This is a genomic window from Kitasatospora sp. NPDC127060 (genome assembly GCF_042724935.1).
Taxonomy (GTDB): Bacteria; Actinomycetota; Actinomycetes; order Streptomycetales; family Streptomycetaceae; genus Kitasatospora.
This window is the reverse complement of record NZ_JBHXEG010000063.1, coordinates 1-13,928: the sequence shown is the minus strand read 5'-3', so window position 1 is coordinate 13,928 and position 13,928 is coordinate 1. Positions and strand designations below refer to the sequence as shown.

The 13,928-nt window shown below is 74.2% G+C and carries 15 protein-coding genes and 1 pseudogene; 11 read left to right on the top strand and 5 right to left on the bottom strand.

Going from position 1 to position 13,928, the window contains the following annotated elements; translation table 11 throughout:
• Positions 1–155: 155 nt before the first annotated feature.
• Together ACFWIS_RS28870 and ACFWIS_RS28865 are read right to left on the bottom strand one after the other, a co-directional pair.
• Positions 156–857: a response regulator gene (locus ACFWIS_RS28870; protein ID WP_380459609.1), complete on the bottom strand. Its 702-nt coding sequence runs from the start codon at positions 855–857 to the stop codon at positions 156–158.
• Between the two features lie 106 nt (positions 858–963).
• Entirely contained in the window at positions 964–1,794 is an 831-nt protein-coding gene (locus tag ACFWIS_RS28865) for a sensor histidine kinase (RefSeq protein WP_380459525.1), read from the bottom strand.
• A gap of 139 nt (positions 1,795–1,933) precedes the next feature.
• Between ACFWIS_RS28865 and ACFWIS_RS28860 the strand changes: the two genes are divergently transcribed.
• From ACFWIS_RS28860 to hemC, 4 genes are all read left to right on the top strand, one after another.
• On the top strand, positions 1,934–2,662 hold the full coding sequence (locus ACFWIS_RS28860) for an ABC transporter ATP-binding protein (RefSeq protein WP_380459523.1): 729 nt from the start codon (positions 1,934–1,936) through the stop codon (positions 2,660–2,662).
• 73 nt (positions 2,663–2,735) lie between these two features.
• Positions 2,736–5,066, top strand: coding sequence for an FtsX-like permease family protein (locus tag ACFWIS_RS28855; RefSeq protein ID WP_380524038.1), 2,331 nt, complete (start codon positions 2,736–2,738; stop codon positions 5,064–5,066).
• An 89-nt stretch (positions 5,067–5,155) separates the two neighbouring features.
• On the top strand, positions 5,156–6,412 hold the full coding sequence (locus ACFWIS_RS28850) for a hypothetical protein (protein WP_380463702.1): 1,257 nt from the start codon (positions 5,156–5,158) through the stop codon (positions 6,410–6,412).
• Between the two features lie 25 nt (positions 6,413–6,437).
• Positions 6,438–7,373, top strand: a complete 936-nt coding sequence (gene hemC / locus ACFWIS_RS28845; RefSeq protein ID WP_380463700.1) for a hydroxymethylbilane synthase — start codon at positions 6,438–6,440, stop codon at positions 7,371–7,373.
• Positions 7,374–7,458: 85 nt separating this feature from the next.
• Here the strand turns inward: hemC and ACFWIS_RS28840 are convergent, their stop codons facing one another.
• Positions 7,459–7,626, bottom strand: coding sequence for a hypothetical protein (locus tag ACFWIS_RS28840; protein WP_380463698.1), 168 nt, complete (start codon positions 7,624–7,626; stop codon positions 7,459–7,461).
• A gap of 83 nt (positions 7,627–7,709) precedes the next feature.
• On the opposite strand from ACFWIS_RS28840, the gene ACFWIS_RS28835 reads away from it, so the two are divergent.
• Positions 7,710–8,240, top strand: coding sequence for a hypothetical protein (locus ACFWIS_RS28835; protein WP_380463696.1), 531 nt, complete (start codon positions 7,710–7,712; stop codon positions 8,238–8,240).
• A 1-nt stretch (position 8,241) separates the two neighbouring features.
• On the opposite strand, the gene ACFWIS_RS28830 is transcribed toward ACFWIS_RS28835, so the two are convergent.
• Positions 8,242–8,820 carry a winged helix-turn-helix domain-containing protein gene (locus ACFWIS_RS28830; protein WP_380463694.1) on the bottom strand — a complete coding sequence of 193 codons (579 nt, stop codon included), beginning with the start codon at positions 8,818–8,820 and terminating at the stop codon, positions 8,242–8,244.
• Between the two features lie 46 nt (positions 8,821–8,866).
• Between ACFWIS_RS28830 and def the strand changes: the two genes are divergently transcribed.
• The 3 genes from def to ACFWIS_RS28815 all read left to right on the top strand — a co-directional run bounded on the left by def (position 8,867) and on the right by ACFWIS_RS28815 (position 11,501).
• Positions 8,867–9,448: a peptide deformylase gene (def, locus tag ACFWIS_RS28825; RefSeq protein WP_380463692.1), complete on the top strand. Its 582-nt coding sequence runs from the start codon at positions 8,867–8,869 to the stop codon at positions 9,446–9,448.
• A gap of 9 nt (positions 9,449–9,457) precedes the next feature.
• Positions 9,458–10,099 (top strand): class I SAM-dependent methyltransferase, encoded by a 642-nt coding sequence (locus ACFWIS_RS28820; protein ID WP_380463690.1) that lies wholly within the window; start codon positions 9,458–9,460, stop codon positions 10,097–10,099.
• Positions 10,100–10,292: 193 nt separating this feature from the next.
• Positions 10,293–11,501 (top strand): serine hydrolase domain-containing protein, encoded by a 1,209-nt coding sequence (locus ACFWIS_RS28815; protein ID WP_380463689.1) that lies wholly within the window; start codon positions 10,293–10,295, stop codon positions 11,499–11,501.
• 115 nt (positions 11,502–11,616) lie between these two features.
• Here ACFWIS_RS28815 and ACFWIS_RS28810 read toward each other — a convergent pair whose 3' ends face one another.
• Complete coding sequence (locus ACFWIS_RS28810; RefSeq protein WP_380463688.1) at positions 11,617–12,354, bottom strand: ArsR/SmtB family transcription factor; 738 nt, start codon at positions 12,352–12,354, stop codon at positions 11,617–11,619.
• Between the two features lie 98 nt (positions 12,355–12,452).
• Between ACFWIS_RS28810 and ACFWIS_RS28805 the strand changes: the two genes are divergently transcribed.
• The 3 genes and pseudogenes from ACFWIS_RS28805 to ACFWIS_RS28795 all read left to right on the top strand — a co-directional run bounded on the left by ACFWIS_RS28805 (position 12,453) and on the right by ACFWIS_RS28795 (position 13,921).
• Positions 12,453–13,013, top strand: coding sequence for a GNAT family N-acetyltransferase (locus ACFWIS_RS28805; protein WP_380463686.1), 561 nt, complete (start codon positions 12,453–12,455; stop codon positions 13,011–13,013).
• 27 nt (positions 13,014–13,040) lie between these two features.
• A pseudogene (locus tag ACFWIS_RS28800) lies at positions 13,041–13,277 on the top strand (5-methyltetrahydropteroyltriglutamate--homocysteine methyltransferase); the annotation flags it as partial.
• Between the two features lie 125 nt (positions 13,278–13,402).
• Positions 13,403–13,921 carry a hypothetical protein gene (locus ACFWIS_RS28795; RefSeq protein WP_380463684.1) on the top strand — a complete coding sequence of 173 codons (519 nt, stop codon included), beginning with the start codon at positions 13,403–13,405 and terminating at the stop codon, positions 13,919–13,921.
• Positions 13,922–13,928: the final 7 nt, after the last annotated feature.

Sequence of the window (13,928 nt, the reverse complement as noted above, 5' to 3'; positions counted from 1 at the left end):
GATGCCGCCCGGACCGGCTGTCGGCGGTCGGGGCGCGGTCACGCAGATGTTCCCCCATGGACTGGCAAAGATGTGAATTCCCGGAGCCGTTCCCCCTATTGAGTGAGATGGCTGATTGTCGTGCGAATCATCTTCTCCGGTAACGAAGTTGACGATCAGTCGTTCGTGCCCGGTGCGACCAGTCCGGTCTCGTAGGCGAGCACCACGGCCTGGGCCCGGTCGCGCAGGTTCAACTTGGAGAAGATCCGGGCCACATGGGTCTTCACGGTCGACTCGCTGAGGGTCAGCTCGACCGCCAACTCGGTGTTGGACAGCCCGCGTCCGAGCAGTCCGAGCACCTCCACCTCGCGCGGGGTGAGCGGGGCGAGGTCGCGGTGCAGCCGCGGGGCGGCGGTGCCGCGTGCGGCGGGGTGCGGGGCGCCGGCCGCGAAGCGCTCGACCAGCCGGCGGGTGATCGACGGGGCGAGCAGGGCGTCGCCGGTGTCCACCAGCCGTACCGCGGCGGCGAGATGGGCCGAGGTGACGTCCTTGAGCAGGAAGCCGCTGGCGCCGGCGGACAGCGCCGAGTAGACGTAGTGGTCCAGGTCGAAGGTGGTCAGCATGATCACCCGGCAGCCGGGCACCGTGGCCAGGATCCGGCGGGCGGCCTCCAGGCCGTCCATGGTGGGCATCCGGATGTCCAGCAGGGCCACGTCGGGCCGGTGCAGGGTGGCGGCGGCCACCGCCTCGGCGCCGTCGGCGGCCTCGGCGACCACGTCGATGCCGCGCGCGGTGAGGATCATCCGGAAGCCGGTGCGGACCAGCTCCTGGTCGTCGGCGATCACCACCCGGGGGCGGCGCTGCTCGTCCTGTTCCACGGTCCCCTCCGCCACGGCTTCCACGGTCCTCCCGGTCACGGCTTCCACGGTCCCCTCCGCGACGGCCTCCACGGCCCCCCGGTCACGGCCGTCACGGTCCTCTTCGTCACGGCCGGTCCAGCGGGATGCGGGCTCGCACCCGGTAGCCCCCGCCGATCCGGCGCCGGGCGTCGAGGTCCCCGCCGTAGACCGCGACCCGCTCGCGCAGGCCGATCAGCCCGCGTCCGGCGCCGTCCGCCTGCCGGGGCGCGGGGGCGGGCGCCCCGGAGAGCACGCTCTGGCCGCTGTTCAGCACCTCCACCCGCAGGTAGTGGTCCGCGTAGCGCACCGTCACCTGGGCCGTCCCCCCGTCCCCGTGCTTGAGCGCGTTGGTCAGCGCCTCCTGGACGATCCGGTAGGCCGTCACGTCGATGCCGCCGGGCAGCGGCCGCGGTTCGCCGGATATCCGCACCTCCACCGGCAGCCCGGCGAAGGCGAACCGGTCGATCAGCGGGCTCATTCGGGTCAGGCTGGGCTGCGGCGTGAAGTCGTTCCGCTCCGGCTCCTCACTGCCGTCCGCGGCCGGGGCGAGCAGGCCCAGCAGGTGCCGCAGTTCGGTCATGGTGTCCCGTCCGGCCGCCTCGACCGCGCCCATCGCGGCCGCCGCCTCCTCCGGCATGGTGGCCAGCACCTCGCGGGCGGCCCCGGCCTGCACCACCATCAGGCTCACGTTGTGGCTCACGATGTCGTGCAACTCGGCGGCGATCCGCGCTCGTTCGGCGTCCACGGCGGCGCTCGCGGCGCTCTCCCGCTCCCGTTCCAGCAGCCAGCCGCGCTCGCCGATGGCGGCCCGGTACAGCCGGCGTGCCCGTACCAGCGCGACGCCCAGCCAGCCGGCGGCCGCACAGGCGGCGCCCGCCACCGTGAGCGCGATCCAGTCAGTCCCAGTTCCCCACACGACGCCCAGCCTCCCAGGTCGGCCCTTGATCCACATCATCCGGGGGTGCCGCCGCCGTACATCCCCGGTACTACGGCCACCTGCGGTTACACCCGGGGTGGGACGTCCGGCCCGGGCCGCCGCGCCTACCTTCGTCGGCATGAGCAACGACCACGACGGGACCACCACCCGCTCCGACGACGCGCCGTTCGTCGTCGAGCTGTCCGGGGTGCACAAGGAGTTCGGCGACGCCAGGGCGCTCGACGGTGTCGACCTGCGGATCCGCGCGGGTGAGGCGGTGGCCGTGATGGGCCCCTCGGGGTGCGGCAAGTCCACCCTGCTGAACATGGTGGCCGGACTGGACCGGCCCACCTCCGGCACCGTACGGGTGCAGGGGCAGGACCTCGGCGGGCTGAACGAGAACGGCCTGGCCCTGTTCCGCCGCCGCCACATCGGCATGATCTTCCAGTTCTTCAACCTGATCGACGACCTCCCGGCCCTGGACAACGTCGCCCTGGCCGCCCAGCTGACCGGGACCAGCGCCCGGCAGGCCCGCCGCCGGGCACTGGAACTGCTGGACGAACTCGGCGTCGCACACCGCAAGGACGTCTACCCGGCCACCCTCAGCGGCGGTGAGCGCCAGCGGGTCGCGGTGGCCCGCGCCCTGATGAACCGCCCGGCGCTGCTGCTCGCCGACGAGCCGACCGGCGCCCTGGACAGCCGCTCGGGCGAGCAGGTGATGGACCTGCTGATCGACCTCAACCAGATCGGGCAGACCCTGATGATCGTCACCCACGACCCCAACCTGGCCACCCGCTGCGCCAGTCGGCTGGTCGAGGTCGCGGACGGCAAGGTGGCGCGCGAGCGGATGCTCGAGGCGTCGTCGTGAGCGAGCGAAGCGAGCGAACCATCGAGAGGTGCGGGTTCCGCGAAGCGGCCGCCGAGCGCAGCGAGGTGGGCGCATGAGCGAGCGAACCATCAGGGGGAGCGGCGCCGTGTGGCGTGCCTCCCGGGCGGCGGTGAAGCGCCGCCGGGTGCAGACCGTCGTGATCGGGCTGGTCGTCTTCTGCTCCACCGCGACCGTGCTGCTCGCCCTCGCGGTGATCAGTGCCGCCCGGGCCCCCTTCGACACCGCCTTCGAGGCCGAGCGCGGCGCGCACGTCAACGCCGTCTTCGACCCGGCCGAGGCCTCGGCGGAGCAACTGGCCGCCACCGCCCACCGGCCGGGCGTCGAGGCCGCCGCCGGGCCCTTCGACCAGGCCGTGGTGACCATCCCCACGGACTGGGTCGGCCGCCCGCCGGGCCCGCTGACCCTGGTCGGCCGGCCCGATCCGGCGGCCGCGCCGGTGGACCGGGTGGAGCTGCTGTCCGGCCGCTGGGCCACCGCCCCCGGCGAACTGGTGATGGCCACGGCCGGGGGCTCCGGGGAAGGAAACCTCGGCAAGTCGGTCACCACCAACACCGGGCTGAAGCTCACCATCGTCGGCTCCGCCGCCGACATGAGCCAGTCCGCCGGCGGCTGGGTCACCCCCGAGCAGGCGGCCGCCCTGCACCCCGTCGGCCGGCAGATGCTCTACCGCTTCGCCGACGCGGACACCGAGCAGCAGCTGACCGCCTCGCTCGACAAGGCCACCGAGGGCCTGCCGAAGGACGCGGTCGCCAACGGGCAGTCCTACCTGGTGCTCAAGCAGGCCTTCTCGGCCGGCGCCGACGCCTACCTGCCGCTGATGACGGTCTTCGGGGTGCTCGGCCTGATCGTCGCCACGCTGATCGTCGGCAACGTGGTGAGCGGCGCGGTGGTCTCCGGCTACCGGCACATCGGGGTGCTGAAGTCGATCGGTTTCACCCCGCGCCAGGTGGTCACGGTCTACCTGACCATGGTCTCGGTGCCCGCCGCCGTCGGCACCGTCCTCGGGACGGCGGCCGGCTGGGCGGCCGCGTACCCGATCCTCCAGACCGCCTTCTCCGGGATCGCGACCGGCACCGCCGTCATCGCGCCGGCCGGCTGGCTGCCGGTCGCCACCCTGCTCGGCGTCCCGCTGCTGGTCGCCCTCGCCGCACTGCTGCCCGCCTCGCGGGCCCGCCGGCTCTCCGCCGCCCAGGCCATCTCGGCCGGCAGCGCCCCGCGCACCGGGCGCGGGCTGAAGGTCCAGCGTTGGCTGAGCGGCACCCGGCTGCCCCGGGCCGTCAGCCTCGGCCTGGGCCAGCCCTTCGCCCGCCCGGCCCGCACCGCGCTGACCATGGCGGCGATCGCGCTCGGGGTGGTCACCGTGACGGTGACCACCGGGGTGACCGGCACCCTGGCCAAGGCCATGTCCGCACCTGACGAGTACACCCACATCGACGTACTGACCGGTGGCTTCACCGTGGACAAGGGCGCCCCCCGGCTGACCCAGGAGCAGACCGAGGCGATGCTGCACGCCGCCCCCGGGGCCGACCGGGTCTCCGTCCGCGGCCTGGTCCGGGTCGCCGTCGTGGGCCAGCCCCAGGTGGTCTTCGCCAACTTCTACGGCGGCGACGCCATGGTCGACCACAGCCGGTTGAACGTGGTCGAGGGCCGCCCGGCGACCGGGCTGGGCGAGGCCGAGGCCGGACCGGCCTTCCTGGACCAGCGCGGGCTCAAGCTCGGCGACAAGGTCACCCTGGTGCTGGACGACCGGCAGACCACCGTCACCCTGGTCGGCCTGGAGTCCCAGGGCAACGCCAACGCGCTCACCTCCAACGACGCCACCCGGGCCCTGCTCACCCCGGACCGGCACGTGGTCGAGTACGACGTACGGCTCGCCGCCGGCGCCGACGCCAAGGCCTACCAGGACGCGGTCTCCGCAGCCGACCCGACCCTGTCGACCTCGGTGGTCACGGCGGGCACCGCGGGGCCGGTCGTCGCGATCAGGACCTTCAGCACGACCTTCTCCGTCCTGCTGTCGGTGGTCGCCGCGCTCGGCGTCTTCAACACCCTGCTGCTCACCATCCGGGAGCGCCGCCGCGACCTCGGGATGCTGAAGGCGATCGGGATGACGCCCCGGCAGGTCGTCGGGATGACGGTCACCTCGGTGGCCTGGCAGGGCGTGGTCAGCGGGATCGTCGGGATCCCGGTCGGGATCCTGGTGCACCGGCTGATCGTCGAGAACGTCCGGATCATCCACTTCACGGACGGCATGATCGACGTCTGGGGTGCCCCGCTGCTGGCCGTCCTCGCCCTCGCGGGCATCGCGATCGCCGTCCTCGGCGCGCTCGTCCCGGCCCGCTCGGCGGCCCGGCTGCCGATCGCCGAGGTACTGCACAACGAGTGAGCCCACGGGGCACGCGGACGGCCGGGCGGGGAACCGCCCGGCCGTCCGTCGCGTCCCAACTCCCGTCGACATCGGGGGAGCTGAGGCGAGTGTCCGTCCACCGTTCCGGACTGGTCCTGCGAGCGGCCGTCACGCTCGGCGGGGTGGTGCTGTTCCGGCTCGGGCAGAGCATGCCGCTGCCCGGCGTCGATCCGGCCGTGCTGCGGCGGGTCGCCGACCGCACCCTGCCGGGCGACCAACTGCGCGGCCTGGCCGACCTGGTGACCGGCGGCGGAGTGTACCGGCTGGCGCTGCTCCCGTTCGGCGTCCTGGTGGTCTTCCTGGCCCGCCCGCTCGTCCTGGCCCTCACCCGGCTGCACCCCCGGCTCGCCGCGCTGCGCCCCGAGCGGGCGGCCGGCAGCCGCGCCGGGATGCGGCGGGCTGAGGCCTGGACCACCCTGGCCCTCGGCCTGCTCGGCGGGCTGGCGCTCGCTCTGGCCGCCGACACCGGTCGACTGCTGCCCGGCCCGGCCGCCGGGGACGGCGTACTGCGGTGGCACGGCGCGCCCGCCGTCGCCGTGCTCACCGGCTGCACCGCGGCCGGCGCGCTGGCGGTGCTGTGGCTGGCCCGCTGGATCAGCCGGCACGGGCTCGGCGACGGGGTGTCGGTGCTGCTGCTCGCCCAGGTCCTCGCCGTGCTGCCGGGCCAACTGTGGGCGGTGGAGGGGGAGTCCGGCCCCGGCGGCTACGCGCTGGTGCTGGCGGCGGTGCTGTTCTCCCTGGTGGCGACCACCGCGCTGGTGATCGCCGGGCGCCGGGGCGAGCGGCGCGTGCCGGTGCAGTACGCCCGGCGGATGATCGGGGTGCGGTCCGGCGGCGGCGAGCCCCGCTACCTGCCGCTGGTGCTCAGCCACCGGGGGTTCGTCCCGGCGGTGGCGGCGGCCCTGCTGCTCGCCCCGTTCCCGCTGCCCCGGCTGCCGTACCTGGCGCTGCTGTTCGGGCTGGCCGCCGCCGGCGCGTGGCTGGCCGTACTGGCCGGGCGGTCGGTGCTCGGGAGCGCGGACGTGATGATGCGCGAGGGGGCGTTCGTCCCCGGGATCCGGCCCGGCCGGCCCACCGTCGAGTTCCTGGCCTACCTGCGCGGACGGCTCGCCGTCGCGGAGGTGCTCGGCACCGGTCTGGTCGCCGTGCTGCCGGTGCTGGCGCTGGGGGCCGTCGGCGCGGCGGACGGCCACGGCTTCAGCGGCGCGAGCCTGCTGGTGGCCGCCGGTACGGCGCTGGGCGCGGTCGGTCCGCTGCTGCGGGACGTCCGGCGGGTCACCGTGCCACGCCGTTACGCCGAGTACGTGACGCGCCCCCGGCCGTGACCGTAGGAGCGCCTATCATCGCGCCATGGCCACCGCTGAGCTGATCCGCATCGTGTCCCGCTCCTCTCCCATGGCGCTCGCCCAGGTCGACCGGGTCCGCGCCGAACTCGCCGCGCTGCACCCGGGACTGCGCACCGAGGTGGTGCCGGTCACCACCTCGGGCGACCGCTGGACCGGGGACCTCGCCGCCCTGGGCGGCAAGGGCGCGTTCACCAAGGAGGTGGACGCCGCGCTGCTCGCCGGGGAGGCCGACGTCGCCGTGCACTGCCTCAAGGACGTGCCCGCCGACCGCCCGCTGCCCGCCGGTACCGTCTTCGCCGCCTACCTGCGCCGCGACGACATCCGCGACGCACTCGTCCACCCCGGCGGCCTGACCCTGGCCCAACTCCCGCCCGGCACCCGGATCGGCACCTCCTCCGTCCGCCGCACCGCCCAACTCGCCGCCTCCCACCCGCAGCTGGAGTGCGTCCCGATCCGCGGCAACGCCAACAGCCGGCTCGCCAAGCTGGCGGCGGGGCACGTCGACGCGCTGCTGCTCGCCGTCTCCGGCCTGGAGCGGATCGGCGAGCGGGCCCGGATCACCGAGGTCCTCGGCGTCGAGGAGATGTGCCCGCCGATCGGCGCCGGGATCCTGGTGCTGCAGTGCCGGGAGGACGACGCCGCGACCATCGAGGCCGTGGCCGGCCTCGGCCACCACGACACCTGGCGGGAGGCGGCCGCCGAGCGGATGTTCCTGCACGTGCTGCAGGGCCACTGCAACAGCCCGATCTCCGGCTTCGCCCGGGCCGAGGGGGACGGCCGGCTCTCGCTGCGCGGCCGGGTCTTCACCCCGGACGGCAAGCGGGTGCTGGACGCCCATGAGTGGGCGGGCGTGCTCAGCCCGGAGGACCTCGGCACCTCGGTCGCGCTGGCGCTCAAGCGGCAGGGGGCGCAGGAGCTGATCTCCTCGATCCCGCACTGAGGCCGGGTCCGGTGATCCTCCTGCCTCCGTGAACTGTTCCGCCGCGCCCACGGCTGAGCCGATTCCGGCTGCGTGACGGTGGTGCTCAGGAACGCCGGAGGAACCTGGCGTAGCAGGCCGCGAACACCAGGACGATCCCGACGTTCACCGCCAGCCGCCCCCAGAAGTGGTGCCGGAAGAAGAGGACGTCCACGCCGACCACGACGGCCACCATCGCGAGCACGTAGACCACGGCGATCGTCCTGCTTGCCATGCTTCCTTTGTACCGCGCGCGGGCGGTACCGGAACCCGCGTGCGAGGGAGAACCGAGCGGCTGTTCGGGGCGTCCGTTGAGGCGTGATCAGTGCGGTGCTCGGCGGGATGCCGAACTTCTGGCCCGGGCTGCTGCTCTCGCTGGTGCCGGCCGCCCTGCTGAACCGGCCGGTGGGGCGGCTGCTGCGGGCCCACTGGGCGGTGGGCTTCCTGCTGCTGCTCGGGCTCGGCGGGGTGGTGGTGGCGACGCTGCTGCCGGAGGCGTTCCAGCTCTCCCGGGACGCCGTGCGGCACTGCGCGGTGGCCGGAGCCCGACCGCGCTCGCCGTACGAGCTGCTGCACGTACGGCACATCGAGCTCAAGCTGGCCACCTACGCCCCGGTGGGGTTCGCGGCCGCCCTGGCCGGGACCGGGCGGCGGGCGGCGGTGGCGCTGGCGGGCACGGCCGTGCTGCCGTTCGCGGTGTCGGCGCTGCAGTACGCGGTGCCCGCGATCGGGCGGGCCTGCGACGCGCAGGACGTCTGGGACGGTGTGCAGGGGGTCGTGCTGGGGGCGGTGGTGGGTCTGGTGGTCGGGCCGGTGGTGCGGGCTCTCCGCGCTCGCGCCGCCGCCTGAGCTACCGGTCGAGCTGCTGGTCGAGCTGGTCGAGCAGCGGGAACAGCCGGGCCACGGCTGCGACCGGACGGGCCCCGACGGGGCGGGCGGCCGGGTCGGTGTCCCGGTCGCGGTAGTGGGCGAGTAGCCGGCGCACCTCGGCGCCGACGGCGGTCAGCTCCTCGGGGGTGAGATGGACGACGGCGCTGAACGCCTCGTCCTGCTGCCACTGGGCCGGGGCCCCGGCGCGCCCGGCGAGCCAGCGCCGGTAGCTCTCGTCCTCCAAACCTCTGGCCAGCTCGCTGAACTCGTCCTGCGGGACGGGTGGTCCGGGCGGTCCGGGAAGTGCGGGCGGTTCGCTGTCGGGGAGCCGCCACGGCCGGGCCCGCCCGTCGGTGGCCGGGGCCTCCTCGATCAGGCCGTACCGGGCCAGCTGCCGCAGGTGGAACGAGCACAGCCCGGAGCTGAGGCCGAGTCGGGCGGCGGCCTCGGTGGAGGTGAGGGTGCCGCGTTCGGCGAGCAGCTCCAGCAGCGCTGTGCGGACGGCGTGTTCGGGGAGGGCACCGGATCTGACGAGGTCTTCGGTCACTTTGCAAAGCATGCTACTTTGCAAAGTCGACAGCAAGTCCACCGAAGGGGGAGCATCCGTGTCCGAGCCGCGCGACCGTCCGACCGTCCTGAGGATCACCGAGGTGGGGGAGGAGATCCTCCGCCGCACCTGCCGCCCGGCGACCGAGGAGGACTTCGGCAGCGAGCGGCTGGCCCGGCTGATCGACGACATGTTCGCCACCATGTACGTCGCCGACGGCTGCGGCCTCGCCGCCAACCAGGTCGACGTGGACCTGCGGCTGTTCGTCTACGACTGCACCGACGAGGACGGCGTCCGGCACGTCGGACACGTGCTCAACCCGGTGGTCGAGGAGCAGGAGCCCGGCCGCCGGCTGGCCGAGGACGTCGAGGGCTGCCTCTCCGTTCCCGGCGCCAACACCCAACTCGCCCGCCCCGCCCACGCGGTGGTGCACGGCGTCGACCAGCACGGCGCCCCCGTGACGATCGAGGGCGTCGGCTACTTCGCCCGCTGCCTCCAGCACGAGACCGACCACCTCAACGGTGGCCTCTACCTCGACCGGCTCTCCGCCCGCGACCGCAAGCGGATGATGAAGCAGACCGCCGACCGCAGGGAGAAGGTCTTCGCCGAGCGCGCCGCCAGGACCGCGAAGGCCGGTTAGGGTGGCGCGGTGACCGAGCCCGTCCACCTCGCCGCCGTCCGCGCGTCGTACGACACCGTCGCCGCCGACTACCTCCGCCTGGTGGTCCCGCCCGAGGGCATGGACCCGGTCTCCCGCGCGATGCTCGCCGCCTTCGCGGAGCTGGTCCGGGAGTCGGGCGGCGGCGAGGTCGCGGACCTCGGCTGCGGGCCGGGCCGGGTGACGGCGTACCTGGCCGGGCTGGGGCTGTCGGCCCACGGCGTCGACGTCTCGGGCGGGATGATCGCCCTCGCCCGCCGGGCGTACCCCCGACTGCGGTTCACCGTCGGCTCGATGGCCGCCCTGGACGCCGCCGACGGCAGCCTCGGCGGCATCCTCGCCTGGTACTCCGTCCACCACACCCCGCCGGCGCAACTGCCGGGACTCTTCGCAGAGTTCGCCCGTGTGCTGGCCCCCGGCGGCCACCTGCTGCTGGGCGGCCACGTCGGCGACGGCGAGCGGCGTCCGACCACGGCCTACGGCCATCCGGTGTCGTACGCCTCGCACCTCGTCCCGGCGGGGCGGCTGGCCGAGCTGCTGGAGCGGGCGGGCTTCACCGTCACCACCCGGCTGGAACAGCCGCACCCGCAGCGAACGGACCGCTCGTACGTCTGCCTGCTGGGGCACGTCTGATCCGGGGGCGCTCGTGGACAGGGGCTTTCCGGGGTGGGGTTCTCCGGGGTGGGGTTCTCCGGGTCGAACCCTGACGGAAGACCAGGGATCACCGGGGCCCCGACCCTGATGCTCGGGGCGCGGCGGGTCGGCAGACTCGTCGACGGGCCGGACTCCTCCGGCCCGATGACGACCAGCCTGGAGCCGAAACACCGTGAACGCCGCTACCCACCGCAGCCGTTGGGCCCTCGTCGCCGCCGCCGGAGCCCTGGCGGCCGCGCTGACGGTCGGCGCCGGCACCCCCGCCCTCGCCGCCGCTCCCGCCGCTCCCGCCGGTGCGGCAGGCGCGTCCGCGCCGGCGCCGCTGGACCGGGCGGCCGTCCGGGCGGCGCTGGCCAAGCGGCCCGCTGCCGACGTCTCCGCCGCCTTCGTCCGCATCACCGGCACCACCGGGCGGTTCGAGGGCAGTTCGGCGGAGGACGGCATGGCGGTGGACCCGCACGGCCGGTTCCGGATCGGGTCGGTCTCGAAGGTCTTCACCACCACCGTCGTCCTCCAGCTCGCCGCCGAGGGCCGGATCGACCTGGACGCCACCGTGCGGCAGTACCTGCCGGACTTCCCCTACGAGGGGGTCACCGTCGGCCAGTTGCTCAACCACACCAGCGGACTGCCCAACGGCTCCAACGTGCCCTGGGGCGACGGCAGCACCACCTGGTTCGAGGCCCACCGGCTGGACTCCTTCACCCCCGAGCAGGTCATCGCCACCATGCACGGCTACCCGCTGGGCTTCCGGCCGGGCACCGAGCAGCAGTACAACGGCATGAACACCTTCGTGGCCGGGCTGGTCGTCGAGAAGGTCACCGGCCGAGGCTTCGCCGACGAGCTGCGCGACCGGATCATCCGGCCGCTCGGCCTGCACGACACCGCCCTCCCGGACGGCGACGACCCCGAGCTGCGGCACCCCGCCACCCATCCCTACCTGTCCGTCCCCGACACCGACGGCGGTACCCACCGGGCGGACGTGACCGAGCAGAGCCCCTGGCCCTGGGCGGAGGGCGGCATGATCTCCAGCGCCGCCGACCTGGACCGCTTCATGACCGCCCTGTTCCGCGGCCGGCTGCTCCCCGCGGCCCAGCAGGAGCAGCTGTTCACCGTGCCCGACGTGCCCGTCGCCGCCCACAGCGGCCACTGCCCGGACGGCAAGGCGTGCATGAGCATGGGCCTGGAGCGCCTGCAGTCCCACGGCATCACGGCCTGGGGCAAGACCGGCTCCCGCCCCGGCTCCACCAGTGGGGTCTTCGCCACCCGCGACCTCTCCCGCAAGGTCGTCTACTCGATGGACCCGACCACCCTGAACGGCGCCGAGACGCCGTACGTCCTCGGGCTGGTGGCGGCCTCCTTCGGGCTGAGCTCGGTGGTCTGACGCGGCGGGGCCGCCAAGCCGGACCACCCGCGTCACCACCAAGGAGCGGGATCGCGGGTGGGACCGGCGGTGTGCGGCGGCCGGGCGCCCACCGGTGCCGAAGGGCTGGCCCGTCTCAGGCGGGGAGCCGGTCCTCGGGGACGTGGAAACGGTCGCGGAATGCCTGGTGGCCGGGTTCTGTCAGTGCCAGAGCGCGGCCCGTGCCGATTCTGGTGACCCAGCCCGCGTCCAGGGCGTGGGAGCAGATCGCGGCTCCGACGGCACCGCCGAGGTGGGGGCGGCGCTCGGTCCAGTCCAGGCACGAGCGCACCGGTGGGCGCCGGGTGGCGGCGGGTAGTGCGACGCCGTGCTCGGCGAGGTGCGCCGCTCCTGTCGGGGTGAGGCGTGGTTCCGGTTCCCAGGTGATCAGGCCATCCGCGACCATGGCGTCCGTGACGGCCAGGCCGAGGGTGCCGGCGAGGTGGTCGTAGCAGAGTCTGGCGCGGGCCAGGGCGCGGGCCCGGCCGGTGGCTCCCAGTGACGTGGGGCGGGTGGGGCGGCGCGGGGCGAGTTCGGCCAGGCTCTCGATCAGTGCCGCCGCCTTGGGGCCCGCGAGCCGCAGATAGCGGTGGCGGCCGTGCCGTTCCTCGGTCAGGAGACCGCCACTCACCAGCAGGTTCAGGTGCTCGGTAGCCGTCGAGGGCGCCACCCCGGCGTGCCGGGCCAGCTCGCGCGCCGTCCAGGCACGGCCGTCCAGCAGGGCCAGGCAGATGTCGGCGCGGGTGTCCTCCGCGAGCAGCCGCGCCACCGCGGCGAGGTCGATGCCGACATCGTCGTGTGCCTTGTCCGACCTGCCCGCTCTGTGAGCCGCCATGCCGCAAGTATTCCGGAGCGTCGGTTCGGCCGGAACCGAACCGACGGCGTTCTACGCTCCCCGTCCCGTACCGCCCTCCGAAGGAGCACGAACACCCGATGGTGCGACTCATCAAGCAGTACCTGCGGCGCTGCACGGTGCCCGGTGCCCACGCCGCCAGTCCGCTGGCCCCGGTCGCGGATGCCGCTCTCGCCATGGCCCGCACGCCCTCGCACGCACCGGATCTGCCGAGCAAGCCCGCGCTGGAACTCGTCCTCACCGATGCGCCCCGCCCCGTTGACACGGAGGTGATCTCGAAAGCCCTGGACCGTTTCAACACCGACGTCTCCGGTATCGACGACCGTCGTCCCCTGGCCGTCCTGGTCCGCGCCCCGGGCACCCGCCGCGTCCTCGGCGGCCTGACCGGCCGGACCTCCCTGGGCCTGTTGTTCATCGACCTCTTCCACCTGCCGCCCGAGCTGCGTGGCTCGGGTCTGGGCAGCGAGATCCTGCGTCGGGCCGAGGAGGAGGGGCGGGCGCGAGGCTGCCGGGCTGCCGTCCTGTACACCATCAGCTTCCAGGCGCCCGAGTTCTATGAGCGCAACGGCTGGCGCCGCATGGGGGACGTTCCGTGCGTGCCGGCCGGCACCAGTCGCGTCTTCATGACCAAGGAGCTCTGAGTCCCTCATGCCGCTGGGGGCGCGGTGAGGTTGTTCGTCGGCGTGACCGACCCGAGCGACCCCCGGGTGGAGACCGCCGGGCAGGTGCGGGACCGCGTCCTCACCGCCGCCCGCCACCTGCCCGCCGACCGCCTGGGCACCTGCGACGACAGTGGCTTCGCCCCCTTCGCGGACGACCGGTCCACCTCCCGCGAGACGGCCTTCGCCGAGATCAGGGCCCGCCTGGAGGGTACGGCCCTGGCCGCCGAGCAGCTCGGCCTCTGACCTTCCCGCGCCGGAGGCCGCTCCCTCCTCCTCCCTTGTGGTGAGCCGCGGTTGGCCCTCCCGGGGGAGGAGGCCGGGCCGCGGGGCGGAGGTGGCGGACGGCTGGTGTCCGCGACGGTGGACCCATGCTGATGAACCTCCCGGTCGGTGACACCGAACGCCCCGTTCCCGCTTGGGCCCTGCGCCTCGCCAAGGCCCTGCCGCTGGTCCTCCTGCCGCACTGCCTGTGGCGGCTGCCGTTCGCCTTCGGCTTCGAGATGGGCACCGTCGACCCCGGCAGCCCGCCGCACACCTGGTGGGCCACCCCGTACGTCTTCGGTCTGAGCCTGGTCACCGAGGCGCTGGCGCTGCTCACCCTGGGGCTGGTCAGCGGCTGGGGCGAGGTGTTCCCCCGCTGGGTGCCGCTCCTGCGCGGCCGCCGGGTGCCGCCGCTCGGGCCGCTGCTCGCCACGCTGCTGGGTGGCCTGGTGCTGTTCGGCTTCTTCGGCCTCCAGCCGCTGGCCTGGTTCGGCCTGCTGGACGAGGTCGGCTTCGGCAACGGCTGGTGGGAGGCGCTGGCCCGGGTCTGCATCGGCCCGGCGATGCTCTGGGGGCCGATCACCATCGCCCTCGGCATCGCCTACTACCGCCGCCGCACGGCCTGAAGGATCC

Coding starts and splice junctions, on each gene's coding strand:
- ACFWIS_RS28830 (WP_380463694.1), bottom strand. CDS start 8,820: ATGCTTTGCAAAGTGACCGAAGACCTCGTCAGATCCGGTGCCCTCCCC.
- ACFWIS_RS28855 (WP_380524038.1), top strand. CDS start 2,736: ATGAGCGAGCGAACCATCAGGGGGAGCGGCGCCGTGTGGCGTGCCTCC.
- hemC (WP_380463700.1), top strand. CDS start 6,438: ATGGCCACCGCTGAGCTGATCCGCATCGTGTCCCGCTCCTCTCCCATG.
- ACFWIS_RS28810 (WP_380463688.1), bottom strand. CDS start 12,354: ATGGCGGCTCACAGAGCGGGCAGGTCGGACAAGGCACACGACGATGTC.
- ACFWIS_RS28795 (WP_380463684.1), top strand. CDS start 13,403: ATGCTGATGAACCTCCCGGTCGGTGACACCGAACGCCCCGTTCCCGCT.
- ACFWIS_RS28805 (WP_380463686.1), top strand. CDS start 12,453: ATGGTGCGACTCATCAAGCAGTACCTGCGGCGCTGCACGGTGCCCGGT.
- ACFWIS_RS28860 (WP_380459523.1), top strand. CDS start 1,934: ATGAGCAACGACCACGACGGGACCACCACCCGCTCCGACGACGCGCCG.
- ACFWIS_RS28840 (WP_380463698.1), bottom strand. CDS start 7,626: ATGGCAAGCAGGACGATCGCCGTGGTCTACGTGCTCGCGATGGTGGCC.